Source organism: Micromonospora sp. WMMD812 (assembly GCF_027497215.1).
GTDB lineage: Bacteria > Actinomycetota > Actinomycetes > Mycobacteriales > Micromonosporaceae > Micromonospora.
In genome coordinates this window covers 2,437,718-2,452,831 of record NZ_CP114904.1, presented here as the reverse complement: position 1 = coordinate 2,452,831, position 15,114 = coordinate 2,437,718, and the positions used below count along the sequence as shown (strand labels likewise).

Annotated in this window: 12 protein-coding genes; 2 read left to right on the top strand and 10 right to left on the bottom strand. The window is 73.9% G+C overall.

Features of this window, described 5'->3' with window-relative positions; all coding sequences use genetic code 11:
• Positions 1–103: 103 nt before the first annotated feature.
• From O7603_RS11110 to O7603_RS11100, 3 genes are read right to left on the bottom strand one after another with little or no spacing between them, the layout of a single operon-like run.
• Complete coding sequence (locus O7603_RS11110) at positions 104–748, bottom strand: acetyltransferase (protein WP_281575618.1); 645 nt, start codon at positions 746–748, stop codon at positions 104–106.
• Entirely contained in the window at positions 745–1,917 is a 1,173-nt protein-coding gene (locus O7603_RS11105; RefSeq protein ID WP_281575617.1) for an aminotransferase class I/II-fold pyridoxal phosphate-dependent enzyme, read from the bottom strand. Before O7603_RS11105 ends, O7603_RS11110 begins: the two co-directional genes overlap by 4 nt.
• A complete protein-coding gene (locus O7603_RS11100) occupies positions 1,914–2,585 on the bottom strand; it encodes a sugar transferase (protein WP_281575616.1) in 672 nt (223 codons plus the stop codon). The genes O7603_RS11105 and O7603_RS11100 overlap by 4 nt, the downstream gene beginning before the upstream one ends.
• A 262-nt stretch (positions 2,586–2,847) precedes the next feature.
• On the opposite strand from O7603_RS11100, the gene O7603_RS11095 reads away from it, so the two are divergent.
• Positions 2,848–3,795: a DUF389 domain-containing protein gene (locus O7603_RS11095; protein WP_281575615.1), complete on the top strand. Its 948-nt coding sequence runs from the start codon at positions 2,848–2,850 to the stop codon at positions 3,793–3,795.
• Here O7603_RS11095 and O7603_RS11090 read toward each other — a convergent pair.
• The 3 genes from O7603_RS11090 to O7603_RS11080 form a co-directional block, all read right to left on the bottom strand.
• The gene (locus O7603_RS11090) at positions 3,761–4,192 is read right to left on the bottom strand and encodes a hypothetical protein (RefSeq protein ID WP_281575614.1); all 432 of its coding nucleotides are present in this window, start codon (positions 4,190–4,192) and stop codon (positions 3,761–3,763) included. The genes O7603_RS11095 and O7603_RS11090 overlap by 35 nt on opposite strands.
• Positions 4,193–4,745: 553 nt before the next feature.
• Positions 4,746–7,214 carry a Tex family protein gene (locus O7603_RS11085; RefSeq protein ID WP_281575613.1) on the bottom strand — a complete coding sequence of 823 codons (2,469 nt, stop codon included), beginning with the start codon at positions 7,212–7,214 and terminating at the stop codon, positions 4,746–4,748.
• Positions 7,211–8,641 carry a transposase gene (locus O7603_RS11080; protein ID WP_281576666.1) on the bottom strand — a complete coding sequence of 477 codons (1,431 nt, stop codon included), beginning with the start codon at positions 8,639–8,641 and terminating at the stop codon, positions 7,211–7,213. Before O7603_RS11080 ends, O7603_RS11085 begins: the two co-directional genes overlap by 4 nt.
• A gap of 156 nt (positions 8,642–8,797) precedes the next feature.
• On the opposite strand from O7603_RS11080, the gene dgt reads away from it, so the two are divergent.
• Positions 8,798–10,309, top strand: coding sequence for a dGTP triphosphohydrolase (gene dgt / locus O7603_RS11075; protein ID WP_281575612.1), 1,512 nt, complete (start codon positions 8,798–8,800; stop codon positions 10,307–10,309).
• An 89-nt stretch (positions 10,310–10,398) separates the two neighbouring features.
• Here dgt and O7603_RS11070 read toward each other — a convergent pair whose 3' ends face one another.
• From O7603_RS11070 to O7603_RS11055, 4 genes are all read right to left on the bottom strand, one after another.
• Positions 10,399–11,547, bottom strand: a complete 1,149-nt coding sequence (locus O7603_RS11070) for an MBL fold metallo-hydrolase (RefSeq protein ID WP_281575611.1) — start codon at positions 11,545–11,547, stop codon at positions 10,399–10,401.
• 234 nt (positions 11,548–11,781) lie between these two features.
• Entirely contained in the window at positions 11,782–12,774 is a 993-nt protein-coding gene (locus O7603_RS11065) for a serine hydrolase (RefSeq protein WP_281575610.1), read from the bottom strand.
• A 98-nt stretch (positions 12,775–12,872) separates the two neighbouring features.
• Positions 12,873–13,817, bottom strand: coding sequence for an SDR family NAD(P)-dependent oxidoreductase (locus O7603_RS11060; protein WP_281575609.1), 945 nt, complete (start codon positions 13,815–13,817; stop codon positions 12,873–12,875).
• Positions 13,814–14,998 carry a zinc-dependent alcohol dehydrogenase gene (locus O7603_RS11055; RefSeq protein WP_281575608.1) on the bottom strand — a complete coding sequence of 395 codons (1,185 nt, stop codon included), beginning with the start codon at positions 14,996–14,998 and terminating at the stop codon, positions 13,814–13,816. The genes O7603_RS11060 and O7603_RS11055 overlap by 4 nt, the downstream gene beginning before the upstream one ends.
• Positions 14,999–15,114: the final 116 nt, after the last annotated feature.

Below are 15,114 nucleotides of genomic sequence, written 5' to 3'. Positions count from 1 at the left end.
GCGGAAGGAGCGGCTGTGCTCTTTGTCCTTGTTACATGCCGTCACTGCCCCGATGGGCGGTTTCAGGAGTGATGGGTCGAATATCCTGTACGTCCCGGTGCGATCAGCGGGCCGGTACGCCCTTCACGACCACCTGGTCGGGCACGTCCCGGACGACGCACGCGCCGGCGCCGACCGTGCTGTCCCGCCCGACCCGCAGGCCCTGCAGCACCGCGGCGGTGGTCCCGATCAGTACGCCCTCGGCGAGATCGCAGTCACCCGACACGGCGGCGAGCGGGTTGACCCCGACGAAGTCCGCGAGGGTGCTGTCGTGGCCGACGGTGGCGTTCTGGTTGAGGTGCACGTGCCGCCCGATGGTGACGTTCGTGGTGACCCGGGCCCCGGGGAACGCCACGAAGCCCGGCCCGTGCCGGGTGTCCGGCCCGATCGTGGCGGCCGGGTGCACGAGACTCGCGGCCGGCGTCGGGTACCCGTCGACGCGCCGGGCGACGGCCCGGCGGATCCGCGGGTCACCGATGCCGATGACGTGGTGGACGTCCGGCGCCGCGTCGCGCAGCCAGGCGACGTCACCGAGGTACGGCACGTCGAGGCGCTGCAACCGCTTCAGGTTCTCCTCGGTGGGCCGGTCGTCAACGACCCCGAGCAGGTGCCAGCGCGGCCGGAGGGAGGCCTCGTTCACGGCCCGGGCGATGGTGAGCACCTCCCGGCCGTGCCCGCCGCAGCCGATCACCACCAGTCCGGTCGTCACGCGGTCGATCCTCCGGTTCGGACGGTGAGGAACTCGTCGATCGTGGCGAGCACCCGGGCGATCTGGGGCTCGGTCAGGGCACTTCCGCTGGGCAGGGTGAGCCCGTCGGCGAAGAGCCGCTCCGCGGCGCCGGTGAGCACGCTCTCGATCCCGACGTGGACCGGCTGCATGTGCATCGGTTTCCACACCGGCCGGGTCTCGATGCCCCGCTGCGCCAGGTGGGCCGCCAGGTCGGCCGCCCGCCACCCGCACCGGCGCTCCTCGACCGTGATGACGGTCAGCCAGCAGTTCGACTCGGTGTCCTCCGCGCCGAGCAGCCGGACGCCCGGCACCGGGGCGAAGAGCTTGGCGTAGCGGTCGCGCAACTGACGGCGTCGGGCGATCATCCCGTCCAGCCGGACCAGTTGGGCCCGGCCGAGCGCGGCGAGGAGATTGCTGAGCCGGTAGTTGTAGCCGGTCTCGCGGTGCTCGTAGTGCGGCGTCGGTTCCCGGGCCTGGGTGGAGAGGTGCCGGGCGCGGGCGAGCAGGGCCGCGTCGTCGGACACGAGCATCCCGCCACCCGAGGTGGTCATGATTTTGTTGCCGTTGAAGGAGAGCGCGGCGACGCTGCCGAAGGAGCCGGCCGGCCGTCCCCGGTGGCTCGCGCCCAGGGCCTCCGCGGCGTCCTCCACCAGGGGGACCCCGGCGTCGGCACAGAGCGGTGCCAGCGTGCTGTAGTCGGCGCAGCTACCGAACATGTCCACCGGAAGGACCGCGCCGACCCGCTCGCCGCGCGCCCGCAGCCGGCCGAGCAGGTCGCCGACGAGGCCGACGTCCACGTTGCCGGTCTGGGGGTCGCAGTCGACGAAGACCGGACGCGCGCCGATGTAGCGGACCGCGTTGGCGGTGGCGACGAACGTCAAGGTGGGCACGACGACCACGTCGCCGGGGCCTACGCCCACCCCGAGCAGGGCCAGGTGCAGGGCGGCGGTTCCGGAGCTGACCGCGACGGCGCCGCGGGTGCCGACCCGCTCGGAGATGTCGTTCTCGAACGCCTGCAGGTCCGGGCCGGCCGGTGCGACCCAGCCCGAGCGCAGGGCGGCGATCAGGTACGACTCCTCGAGCGGCCCGACGTCGGGCGGGGACAGGAGGATCGTCTGACTCGCCGGGCCGGCTTCCGGGCTCGTCATACCGGTGTCCGGTCGCGTTGCGCCGGTGCCGGGCGGTCGGGCGTACCGAGGAACTCGGGGGCGGTCGCCGCCCCTGCCGCGGTGATCCCCTCGCGGCGCAGCACCGTGCGTACGGTCGCGAGGAGGATCGACAGATCGACCCGAGGGCTGCGGCTGTCCACGTACCACACGTCGAGGTCGAGCTTCTCCTCCCAGCTCAGGCTGTTGCGCCCGCGCACCTGGGCCAGCCCGGTCACGCCCGGCCGCACCTCGTGTCGGCGGGCCTGCCAGGGCGAGTAGCGGTCGAGGTACTCCGGCAGCAGCGGGCGCGGGCCGACCAGACTCATGTCGCCGCGCAGCACGTTCCAGAGCGTGGGCAGCTCGTCCAGGCTGGTGGCACGCAGCCAGCGCCCCAGCGGCGTGAGCCGGGCGGCGTCGCCGACCAGGCCGCGGCTCGGGTCCGGGGGCCGCATGGTGCGGAACTTGATCACCTCGAAGGGCTGGCCGTCCAGGCCGGCGCGGCACTGGCGGAACAGCACCGGGCGGCCGAGCCCCACCGCGACCAGGACCGCCACCACCGCGAGCACCGGCGCGACGAGCACCAGCAGGACGGCCGCCACCACCGCGTCGACGAACCGCTTGCCCCGGTCGGGGCGCGTCCGCGACAGGGCGCGATCGGGGGCGTTCACGAGACCACCAGGCACCGGCACCGTTCCGACCTCCGCAGAATGCGACAAAGCGCTATAGATGGGTTTTATCAGCCTGAGACAGCTCAGCGGCGCCGAATGGTGACACTCGGGCTGCTTCGCCCCGATCAACCCCCAAACTCCTCACCGGGACACGGCTGACCAGCGGTCCCTTGTGCGGTCAACGGGATCAGCGGACCGGGCGGTAGAGTCGCGGCGGCCAGACGGGCGAGGCATGGGCTGGCCGGTCGGGCGAGGGGGAGACGTGCTGCACCTGAGGGTCATCGCTTCACCGGACCAGTCGACGGAGGTGGCCGACCTGCTCGCCGCCGAGCCGGGGGTGACCCACCTCGTGGTGCTCCCGGGCGTCGCCCGACAGCCCGCGGGCGACCTGATCCAGTGCGACGTGGTCCGGGAGAGCGCCGACACCGTCCTGCAGGGCCTGCAGCAGTTGGGTGTGGATGTCCGCGGCGGCATCGCGGCCGACGACGTGGAACTGACGATCTCGGCGGCCGCCGAGCGGGCGGCGGAACGGGCGCCCGGCAGCGGCGCCGACGCCGTGGTCTGGGACGAGATCGCGGCGAAGACCGGCGAGCAGACCGAACTCTCCGGCACCTACCTGGTGCTGATCATCGTGGCCACCATGATCGCCGGCATCGGCGTCCTGCTGGACCAGCCGATCCTCGTCGTCGGCGCCATGGTCGTCGGCCCCGAGTTCGGCCCCCTCGCGGCGCTCTGCGTGGCCCTGCTCCGCCGCCAGGTCCGGACGATCGGGCGCTCGGTGCAGGCACTCGTGGTGGGGTTCCTGGCCGCCATGGCGGCCACCGTGCTCAGCACCTGGGCGCTCACCGCCGCCGACCTGGTCAACCGGCAGATGCTCCTGGCCGAGCGGCCGCTCACCGACTTCATCTGGCGACCGGACGCGCTCTCCTGGGTGGTCGGACTGCTGGCCGGGGTCGCCGGCATGCTGTCACTGACCTCGAAGAAGTCCGGCAGCCTGGTCGGGGTGCTGATCTCGGTCACCACCGTGCCGGCCGCCGCGAACGTGGCCGTCGCCGGCGCCTACGGGGTGTGGCACGAGGCGGCCGGCTCGGCGCTCCAACTGGTCATCAACGTCTGCGCCATCGTTCTCGCCGGCCTGCTCACCCTGGTCGTGCAGCAGCTGTGGTGGTGGAACCTCAACCGTCGTTCCCGGCGTCCAGCCGGCGCGTGAGAAGCACTCGCAGCGGGATCGACTCGCCGTCCCGACCGCCCTCGCCGACGATCAGCGGCGGCGGGCTGGGCTCCGGCTCGGCGCCGAGCAGCCGGGCGCGCAGGCCGCCCGGCACGGTCAGCAGATGGAACCCTCCCTGCACGTCGACCGCCCGGCTCCGGGCCCGATCCACGTACCAGCCGGTGAGCCGGGTCCGGTACCGGCCGCGGCCGTCGTAGGAGCGCGCGACGAGCCGGGTGGGGCGAAGCCCTCGGCGGTTCGCCTCCGCCACGAACCAGGCCACGATCCCCGCCGCCTCCGCGTGCTCCGCCGCCCGCCGCCGGGCGTCGGCCTCGGCGTGCGCCAGCACCGCCCGCCGCTGCCGGTCCGGCCAGTCCAGGCCGTCGTCCTCACCCACGCCCCGACGGTACGCCCACCGCCCGGCTGCAGCCCGGTTCCCGCCCAGGCCGCCTCCCGGCGCGCCGTCGATCTGCCTCGGTCCGGCAGGGCACTGCGCTGGCCTTCGCCCGCCCGCAGCGCCGCCATCGCGTGAACGCCCGGTGATCCCGCCCGCATGTCTCCCGGGCCCTCTGGAGCTGAGTCGGTAGCGACATCACGCGATTCGTTGACGACATCAGCTCCACAGCATGCCGCGATAGGACGAGGTCGCCCTGTTCCTCGACGACGCGGGCGGTGTCGCGGTGGTCAGGATTCCGAGGCCGACCAAACCGCCCAGCGAGCGGGCGACGCGGGCGGGGCGACGCGAACAAGGCGGACGTGCGCCGCGCCGCGCGCCGCCGCTCGGCGAGGCCGCCGGCGGTGGAGCGCAGATGAGGTTGGCCGCCTGTCGAGCTGCCCCAGGTATGGGGCAGCTCGACAGGCACGGCAGGGAGCCACCGTCGCTCGTGCCAGCCGCGCGTCAGGTCCGGCAGCAGCCGCCCCGCGGCCGGCGGGACGGCCGACGGGTTCGATCAGGCCAGGCCGGCGCGACGCAGGGCGTCCGCCATCGCGCTGTTGGCCGGCGGGGCGGCCGCGCCGCGGCCCTGCCGGGCGCCACCCCCGTCGCCCTGACCGCCGCGCCCGCCGCCGCCCTGACCGCGCTGGCCGCCGCGCTGACCCTCGCGTCCGCCGCCGCGCGGGCCCCCGCCCTGACCGCCAGCGCCGCCCTGACCGCCACCGCGCCCGCCGGCCTCGCCACGGGCTCCGGCGTCGCCCCGGCCGCCGCGGGCCGGTCGCGCGCCCGCCTCGGCGCCGGGCTCGTCCTCCAGCCGCAGGGTCAGGGAGATCCGCTTGCGGGGTACGTCGACGTCGAGCACCTTGACCTTGACCACGTCGCCGGACTTGACGACCTCGCGCGGGTCCTTGACGAAGGTCCGCGACATCGCCGACACGTGCACCAGACCGTCCTGGTGCACCCCGACGTCGACGAAGGCGCCGAACGCGGCCACGTTCGTCACCACGCCCTCCAGCACCATCCCCGGGGTCAGGTCACCGATCTTCTCCACGCCCTCCACGAAGGTGGCGGTGCGGAACTCGGGTCGCGGGTCGCGGCCCGGCTTCTCCAGTTCGGCGAGGATGTCGGTGACCGTGGGGAGGCCGAACGTCTCGTCGACGAAGTCGGTGGCCTTCAGCCCGCGCAGGATCGTCGACTTCCCGATCAGCGACCGCACGTCCTGACCGGTGCTGGACAGGATGCGGCGCACCACCGGGTACGCCTCCGGGTGCACGCTGGACGAGTCGAGCGGGTCGTCGCCACCCGGGATGCGCAGGAAGCCGGCGCACTGCTCGAACGCCTTCGGCCCGAGCCGCGCCACCTTCTTCAGCTCGGCCCGGGTGCGGAACGGCCCGTTGGCGTCCCGGTGCAGCACGATGTTCTCGGCCAGACCCGCACCGATGCCGGAGACCCGGGTCAGCAGCGGCGCCGACGCGGTGTTGACGTCCACCCCGACTCCGTTCACACAGTCCTCCACCACCGCGTCCAGCGACCGGGAGAGCTTCACCTCCGACAGGTCGTGCTGGTACTGGCCGACCCCGATCGACCGCGGATCGATCTTGACCAGCTCGGCGAGCGGGTCCTGGAGGCGGCGGGCGATGGACACCGCGCCGCGCAGCGAGACGTCCAGCCCGGGCAGCTCCTGGGCCGCGTACGCGGAGGCCGAGTAGACCGACGCGCCGGCCTCGGAGACCACCACCTTGGTCAGGTTCAGCTGCGGGTACCGCTTGATCAGGTCACCGGCGAGCTTGTCGGTCTCCCGGGACGCGGTGCCGTTGCCGATCGCCACCAGCTCCACGCCGTGCGCCCCGGCGAGCCGGGCGAGGGTCTCGACGGACGCGTCCCACTGCCGGCGCGGCTCGTGCGGGTAGATCGTGTCGGTGGCGACCACCTTGCCGGTGGCGTCGACCACGGCCACCTTCACCCCGGTACGCAGGCCCGGGTCGAGGCCCATGGTCGGCCGGGCCCCGGCCGGGGCGGCGAGCAGCAGGTCACGCAGATTGGTGGCGAAGACCCGCACCGCCTCCTCCTCGGCCGCCTGCCAGAGCCGCATCCGCAGGTCCGCGCCGAGGTGGATGAGGATCCGGGTGCGCCAGGCCCAGCGGACCGTGTCGGTCAGCCACCGGTCGGCCGGCCGACCCTGGTCGCTGACGCCGAACCGGCCGGCGATCGCCGCCTCGTACCGGCTCGGGCCGGTCGGGACCGCGTCCGCCTCGCCGGCCTCCTCCGGCTCCATGGTCAGGTCGAGCACGCCCTCCTTCTCGCCCCGGAACATCGCCAGGATCCGGTGCGACGGCAGCCGGGTGTACGGCTCGGCGAAGTCGAAGTAGTCGGCGAACTTCGCGCCGGCCGACTCCTGCCCGTCGCGTACCCGGGACACCAGCCGGCCCCGCGACCACATCTGCTCGCGCAGCGTGCCGATCAGGTCGGCGTCCTCGCCGAAGCGCTCGATGAGGATGGCCCGCGCCCCGTCCAGGGCGGCGGCGGCGTCGGCGACGCCCTTGTCCGCGTCCACGTAGCCGGCGGCCACCGCTTTCGGGTCCTGCGCCGGGTCGGCCAGCAGCGTCTCGGCGAGCGGCTCCAGCCCGGCCTCGCGGGCGATTTGGGCCCGGGTCCGGCGCTTCGGCTTGTACGGCAGGTAGATGTCCTCCAGCCGGGACTTCGAGTCGGCCGCCATGATCTGGGCTTCCAGCGCCTCGTCCAGCTTGCCCTGGCCGCGGATCGACTCCAGCACCGCCGCCCGCCGCTCGTCCAGCTCGCGCAGGTAGCGCAGCCGCTCCTCGAGCGTGCGCAGCTGGGTGTCGTCGAGCAGGCCGGTGGCCTCCTTGCGGTAGCGGGCGATGAACGGCACGGTCGCGCCGCCGTCGAGCAGCTCCACGGCCGCCCGGACCTGGCGCTCGGCCACGCCGAGCTCCTCGGCGATCCGCTGATGAACAGAGAGGGTCACGATCTCGATCCGCCTTCGGGAGTGGTTTCCGCCGAGCATTCTGCCGCGCTAGTGCGGTTCCCACTAACGTGCACCGGGTGTTCCGGTGGTGTGTTGTGGATCCTCGCCCCTGACGGGCGAGCGACTCCCCACCGGGTGGTGGGGTGGGCCACCGCGGGCCAACTGATCCTCGCGCCGCGCGTTCGGGCGGCGGGGCTGTCACGTCGGGACCGACCAGCACCGGGGAGGTGCCGGCCGGCTCGACGGCGCGTGACCACCCCTGGCGGCACCGTCACGGCCGTCGTGGGGGTGGTGGGTCCGCCGCCCGGGGTGCGGGTGGCGATGTTGGCCGCCGCGACAAGATCGCGGTGCCCGGAAAATCGGCAATGTGGGCAGGTCAGTGTCCGGTCACGGGGTTTCGGTATCCGGCGGTGGCAATCGGGGCAGGTCGATGATGTGCCACGTTCGTCGACGAGCCGCACGGTGATGCGGGCGAGGGCGGCCTTGTCAACGAGGACCTGTATCAGCCGGCCGATCTGCCACTGCCGCAGCCGCAGGTTGTGCCGCCGGCCCGCCGGAATATCGAGGACGCCTCGTGGGTCGCCGACGTGCAGCACCCCCACCCGTTGCTGCCGGGCCCAGGACACGACGGTGCGGGCGGCCTCATGCTGGGCTTGGCGGACGCGCCGCCGATGCCGTCCCTCAACCAGTCGCACCCGGCGGGGGTATTGGCGCCACCGCCGTGATCCCCGTTCGCCCGGTTTCGGTGCCCGTCTCGCCACCGCGCGGTGGCGGGCCTTGGTGTCGGCCAGGTGCATCCGCTGCTCAGCGCGGATCGCCCGTCCGGACACCAACAGCCCGGCACCGTCAGGTCCGGCAACCGCGTAAGGGTGGATGATGCCCAGGTCCACCCCGGCGACCCGTCCGGGGTCCGGCTCTTGGCCAGGCGGGTAGACGGTGACCGGGACTTCGGCGGTCACGTCGAGGAACAGACGACCACCCTCACACAGAAGAGTGATTGAGCGGACCTGTTCCACCGGATAGGGCAGATCCCGGGCCAGGCGAACCCACAACGGGGCGGCGCCTCTCGCCGATGGGATCCGCACCTGCCGTCCGTCAACCGTGAATGTGCCGTGATACCAACGCACCGGCACCAACCCACGACGACGACGCGGAAACCGCGCCGCGTCGTCACCGGATTTGCGGCGCTTTGCCGCCGCGAACCACGCCTCCGAGAACCGGCGCAACACCGACCGCGCACCCGTGGTATCCAGCTCGCCGAACGTGCCAGGCCCCGACGCGGTCAACTCCCGGCACAACTCCTGATAGCCGGCGAGCGGCACATCACCGCGGCGACGCCGCCACCCGTTGACCTCCAACACACACGCCCACACGTCATCAGCCGACCAAAGCAGACCGAAACACCGCCGCCGCTGACCCGGCGTCACCCGCAACCCGACCCGAGCCGTGCGATGCAGCACCGGAGGCGCGGCAGGGTCCCGACGGCGAGGCACGAACCTCAGCCAACACCACGCCTACGACAATCCTTCAAATCCGCGAGCAACCTGGTGAATGTTCATGGCGGCCGCGCTAGCGTGGCGATCATGGAACCACCTGTGGAGCCGCGTGTCCGGCGGCTCTTCGGCGGCAGCGCCCGGGCCCTCGGCGACCTCGCGACCAGCCCCTTCCGGGCCGACCGCGACCGGATCGTGGGCTCGCCGTTCTTCGCCCGGCTCGGCGGGGTCACCCAGGTGATCAGCCCGGTCGGTTCCGGCCTGCTGGTGCACAACCGGCTCACCCACAGCCTCAAGGTCGCCCAGGTCGCCCGGGCGATCGCCGAGCGGCTCACCGCCGACGAGGGTCGGCGCGCCCGGCTCGACGCGCTCGGCGGCTGCGACCCGGACGTCGTCGAGGCGGCGGCGCTCGCCCACGACCTCGGCCACCCGCCCTTCGGACACCTGGGCGAGCGGGTGCTGGACCGGCTGGCCCGGCAGCGGCTCGGCCTCGCCGACGGGTTCGAGGGCAACGCGCAGTCGTACCGCATCGTCACCAGCACCGAGATCCGCGGCGCGGCCACCACCGGGCTCGACCTCACCGCGGCGGTGCGGGCCGCGATGCTCAAGTACCCGTGGACCCGGCTCGACCACCCGGACCCGCACCCGCGTCTGCTGGACCCGCCGCCGCGCGGGGCGACGCCGCCACCGGACGATCCGGAGAGCGGCTCGTCGAAGTTCGGCGCCTACCGGACCGAGGTCGACGACCTGCGCCAGGCGCGGGAGCCCTTCGTCGGCCGGATCCCGGACTGGCAGCAGACCGTGGAGGCGTCCGTGATGGACACGGCCGACGACATCGCGTACGCGATCCACGACGTCGAGGACTTCTACCGGGTCGGCGTGCTCCAGCAGGGCGCGGTGTCCGCCGAGCTGATCGCCTGGCAGCGGGAGGGCGGGCACTTCCGGGCGATCACCGACGCCGCGCTCGCCACCGCGGCCCGCCGGCCCGGCGCCGCGATCGAACTGCTGCGCCGGCAGCTGCACCGCAAGGACGCCTGGGTGGCCGACGACGACGCGTTCGCCGCCGCCGTCGAGCACGTCCGGGAGGAGCTGGCGGACGGGCTGCTGGCCGTGCCCTTCGACGGTTCGATCGAGGCCGAGCAGTACGTCGCGCGCTTCTCCGCCCGCTGGTCGACCCGGTTCGTCGAGGCGGTCACGGTGACCGACCGGCCGTCGGTGCGCTCCGGGTACGTGCTGCTCGCCCCGGCCCAGTGGCACGAGGTGCAGGTGCTCAAGTTCGTCCACCACCGCTTCGTGCTGGCCCGCCCCGACCTGGCGCTGCACCAGCGCGGGCAGGCGCGGCTGCTGGGCACCCTCGTCGAGGCGCTGTGGGAGTGGCTGCTCGACCCGGAGGAGGAGTCGCGGCTGCCGCGACGCCTGCACGACCTGGTCGAGCTGGCCGAGGCCGAGCTGCACCCGCGGACCGCGGACCGGCTCGCCCGGGCCCGGGGACGGGCCATCATCGACTTCGTCGCGCAGCTCACCGACAACCAGGCGGTGGCGATGCTGGACGCGCTCTCCGGGCGCTCCGGCGCCCTCTGGACCGACGCGTTCGTGCTCTGACCGTCGCTTGCGCGCCGTCTCCGCGCCGGCCGGGCCCGAGCGACGCGTTCGTGCTCTGAGCACCCCGCGCCGACCCGCCGGGCCGGGACTCAGGCGACCGCCTGCCACCAGCCGTCGACCGGCGGTGGGTCGTCCACCACCACTCGTTCCCCGGGTCGTGGGACGGCCAGCCGGACGTCCCGGGCCTTCGCCTCCGCCCAGAGCCGGTTCACCGGCTCGGCCCAGTCGTGCAGGGCGAGGTTGAACGTCGCCCAGTGCACCGGGATGAAGAGCCCCCCGCGCAGGTCGAGGTGGGCGGTGACCGCCTCCTCCGGGTACATGTGGATGCTCGGCCAGGCCCGGTCGTACGCGCCGATCTGCACGAGCGTCACGTCGAAGGGGCCGTGTTCGGCGCCGATGGCGGCGTAGCCGGCGAAGTAGCCGGAGTCGCCGCTGTAGAAGACCCTGCGGTGCTCTCCGGCGATGACCCAGGAACTCCACAGCGTGCCGTCGCGGCGCAGCCCGCGCCCGGAGAAGTGCTGGGCCGCCGTCGCGGTGATCTCCAGGCCGGCCAACCGGTGGCTCTCCGACCAGTCCAGCTCGATGATCCGGTCCGCCGGTACGCCCCACCGGTCGAGGTGCACGCCGACCCCGAGTGGCACCACGAACGGCGCGGACTGGCCCGCCAGCAGCCCGCGCACCGTGGGGAGGTCGAGGTGGTCGTAGTGGTCGTGGGAGATCAGGATCGCGTCCAGCGGCGGCAACTCGTCGAGGCGCACCGGGGGCTGGTGCAGCCGGCGCGGGCCGACCAGCGCGGACGGCGAGCAGCGGTCGCTCCACACCGGATCGAGCAGCACCCGGCGGCCCTCGATCTCGATGAGCGCGGAGGCGTGGCCGTACCAGATGACGTTGAGCTCGCGGGTCGGGTCGGTGCCGGCGGGCGCCTCGAGCGGCCGCAGCAGCGGCACGGCGGCGCTCGGACGGCGCTTCTGCTTGCCGAAGAGCAGCTCCCAGACCAGGTTTCGGCCCGGCTCGGCGAGAGTCGAGCGGACGCCCGCGGCGTTGTGGAAGGTGCCGTCGCGGAACTGCGGCGATCGTGCCGCCCGCTCGGCCCGCGCGCCGACCAGCCGGCCGCCGAGCGCCAGCGGCACGTCCCGGGCCACCCAGGCCAGCCCGGCCAGCGCGGCCACGCCGGCGAGCCCGCCCAGCCGCCGGCCGAGGGCCCGGTCGCGTTCCGGTCGTTCCGCTGATCCGCGCATGGTCGTCCCTCCGGCCGTCTCCCGCAGTACACCGTAGCCACCGCGCGCCGCCGCGCTCCGGGGAACCCGGCGCGCGGCGGCGCCGCGAGGCCGGCCAGGGGCGGGGAGCCCGCCGTGCGGCGGCGCCGTGGGGCCGGTCAGCGCTGCTCCGGGGTGGGAAGCCGGCGTGCGGCCGCGCCGTGGGTCCGGCACCGGGCGGATCGGGACGTGCCGACCCGCCCGGCGTCGGACGGGTCAGCCGCCGTTGCTCGGGCGCTGCGCGGTCAGCCGGTGCCGCGCGCCCGTTCCGGTCAGCCGCGCCGTCGCGTCGAGGAAGACCCGGCCGAGCCGGGCCCGGGCCTGCACGGCGGGGTGGGTGGCACCGAAGTCGTCCGCGCCGGCCTGCCCGTCGGCGAAGAGCGCGTACGTGAGCAGCGGGGCGCCCGCAGCGTCGAAGACGATCCCGGCCTCGTGCCGCGCGCTGCCGAACCAGCCGGCTTTGGTGGCGATACGGGCCCGCTCGTCCGACGACATGGTGCGCCGGATCCCGTCGGTGAACGCGATGGGGGAGCGCAGCAGGTTGAGCAGGAACGTGGTGGAGGCGGGGGAGAGCAGCGTGCCGGCCACCAGCGCGCGCAGCAGCTCGTGGGTCTCCCGGGGGGTGCTGGTGCCGAGGAAGAACCGGTTCGGGTTGGCGACCGGCTCCACCTGCGTGTTGGGGAAGCCCTTGGCGACCAGGATGCTGTTCAGCTCGGCGGCCGGGCAGACCAGGCCGCAGAGCCGGACGGCGGTGTCGTCCGAGACGGTCAGCAGGGCCGCGAGGGCGTGGCCGAGGGTCACCGAGCTGGGGTACGCGCCGTCGAGGCTGAAGATGCCGTCTCCGCCGGGCACGACGATCGACGCGGTCACCTCCACCCGTTGGTCCAGGGCGAGCAAACCCCGGTCGACCTTGTCGAGCACGGCGGTGGCGACGGCGATCTTGTTCACGCTGTACGCCTCGATCCGCTGGTCGGGCGACTCGGCGACGGCTACGACCGGTGTGCCGCCGGCGGTGCCGGCCACGCTGACGTACGCCTGCCAGTTCCCGCCGGCCCGCGTGGTCTCCCGCTCGTAGGCCGCGGCCAGCCGGGCGGCGACCCGTTCCGGTGTGGCGGCGGGCGCGGTGTCGGCGGACGCCGGTGTGGCGGTGCCCAGCACGGTGCCGGCCGTGGCCACCGTGCCGAGGCCGAGCGCGGTCCTGCGGTTCACCCTGATAGTCAATCGTCTCTCCCGTCGTGGTGCGCCGGAGTGCTCTCCGGTCCACCACCCTAGGCGAGCCGATCGATACCGGTGATCCCGGCGACGGGTCACCGCGCCCGCCGCCGGACCCCGGCGACGACGGCGCCGGGCAGTCCGCGGACGGCCCGCAGCGGCCGTCCGAGGTCGGGCAGCCAGCCGCCGCGCACCCTCTCGCTGGCCGGGTCCGGGGCGAAGACCACGCCGTCGTGCGGAGCGACCGTCGGGCCGTCCAGTCCCAGTCGCCGCATGAGCGGACCCACCAGGGTGTCGTAGAGGCCGGGCAGCACGGTGAAGCCGACCCGCATCAGCGGGTTGAGCCGGCCCACCGACACCTGCCGGCGGGGCCGGTCGGCGCAGTCCACGATGGCGCGGGCCACCCGCTCCGGCGTGGTGATCGGCGGGGGTGGCCGACCGGTCCGGCCCAGGTGGTGGGCCGCCCGCTGGTAGATCGGGGTGTCCACGCTGCCGGGGTTGACCAGGCAGAGGTGGATGTCCGGGGCGTCCCGCAACTCCTGCTGGAGCGTGCGTGCCAGCCCGGTCAGTCCCCACTTCGCCGTGGCGTAGCTGCTCAGGTAGGGCGCGGTGATGTGCCCGAGCACCGAGCCGGTGAGGATCAGGGTGCCCGCCGAGGCGACCCGGAAGTGCCGCAACGCGACCCGGGCCGCCTCGGCGGCGGCCAGCAGGTCGGTCCGCACCACCTGGTCGAAGGTCCGTGCGGGCAGCCGCTCGAAGGGGCCGTACGCGGTCACCGCGGCGGTGTGCACCCAGACGTCGATCCGGCCGAACCGGTCGACGGTGGCCTCGGCCAGCGCGTCCAGCGCCCCGGGGGTGGTGACGTCGGTGGGCACGGTGAGCACCTCGGCCCCGACGGCCGCGCACTCGCCGCGTACGTCGGCCAGGGCCTGTGGGGCACGGGCGGCGAGCACCAGGCGGTCGCCGCGCCCGGCGAACGCCCGGGCCGCCGCCCGCCCGATCCCGCTGGTGGCCCCGACGACCACCACCACCCGGCTCACGGTTCCAGCACGACCTTCACGCAGCCGTCCCGCTTCTGCTGGAACATCTCGTACGCCTCCGGCGCCCGCGGCAACGGCACCCGGTGGGTACGCAAGTCCTCCACGCCCAGCGGATCGTCGTCGCGGTCCAGCAGCGGCATGATCTCGTCGATCCACCGGCGGACGTGGCACTGGCCCATCCGCAGCTGGATGCCCCGGTCGAACATCTCCATCAGCGGCATCGGGTCCTGCTCGCCGCCGTAGACCCCGGAGATCGAGACGGTGCCGCCCCGCCGGACGCCCTTCACCGCGGCGTGCAGCACGGTGAGCCGGTCCACACCGGCCCGGTCGATCATCCCCTGGGCCAGTCGGTCCGGCAGCAGCCCGGCGGCGGCTTGGGCGATCTTGCCGGCGGGGGCGCCGTGCGCCTCCATGCCGACCGCGTCGATCACCGCGTCCGGGCCGCGCCCGTCCACCAGGTCGACGAGCGCCCCCGGCACGTCGTCGAGCTCCCGGACGTCGAGCACCTCCACGCCGTGCTTGCGGGCCAGCTCCAGCCGCTCCGGAACGAGGTCGAGGCCGATCACCCGGCCGGCGCCGAGGTGCCGGCCGACCCGGGCGCAGAACTGCCCCACCGGGCCGAGTCCGAAGACGGCCAGGGTGCCGCCGGGCGGGGTGTCGGCGTACTTCACCGCCTGCCAGGCGGTGGGCAGGACGTCGGACAGGTAGAGCCACCGCTCGTCCGGGCCGCTCTCCGGGACGACGATCGGGCCGAAGTCGGCGTGCGGCACACGGAGGTGCTCGGCCTGCCCGCCGGGCACCGAGCCGTAGAGGGAGGTGTAGCCGAACAGCGCGGCGCCCTTGCCCTCGCTGCGGACCTGGGTGGTCTCGCACTGCGCGTACAGCTGCCGCCGGCACATCCAGCAGTCGCCGCAGGCGATGTTGAACGGCACCACCACCCGGTCGCCCGGCTTGAGCCGGGTCACCGCCGAGCCGACCTCCTCGACGATGCCCATCGGCTCGTGCCCGAGCACGTCGCCCGGCTTGAGGTACGGCCCGAGCACCTCGTAGAGGTGCAGGTCCGAACCGCAGATCGCGGTCGAGGTGATGCGGACGATCGCGTCCGTCGGCTCCTCGATCCGCGGGTCGGGCACCTCCTCCACCCGTACGTCCCGCCTGCCCTGCCACGTCAAAGCCTTCATGTCCGGTTCCCTCCCCGGGGAGTTCTCCCCGGGGCTGCTACCCCCGTTCGGGGACTTGAACCGGCAGCGCCCGGTGCACGCTGTCGACCTGCTCCAGATCTGGGGCCAGCGGGCGG

Excerpts from the sequence above, each read along its gene's own strand:
- O7603_RS11105 (WP_281575617.1), bottom strand. The coding sequence starts at position 1,917 with ATGACGAGCCCGGAAGCCGGCCCGGCGAGTCAGACGATCCTCCTGTCC.
- dgt (WP_281575612.1), top strand. The coding sequence starts at position 8,798 with ATGGAACCACCTGTGGAGCCGCGTGTCCGGCGGCTCTTCGGCGGCAGC.
- O7603_RS11070 (WP_281575611.1), bottom strand. The coding sequence starts at position 11,547 with ATGCGCGGATCAGCGGAACGACCGGAACGCGACCGGGCCCTCGGCCGG.
- O7603_RS11055 (WP_281575608.1), bottom strand. The coding sequence starts at position 14,998 with ATGAAGGCTTTGACGTGGCAGGGCAGGCGGGACGTACGGGTGGAGGAG.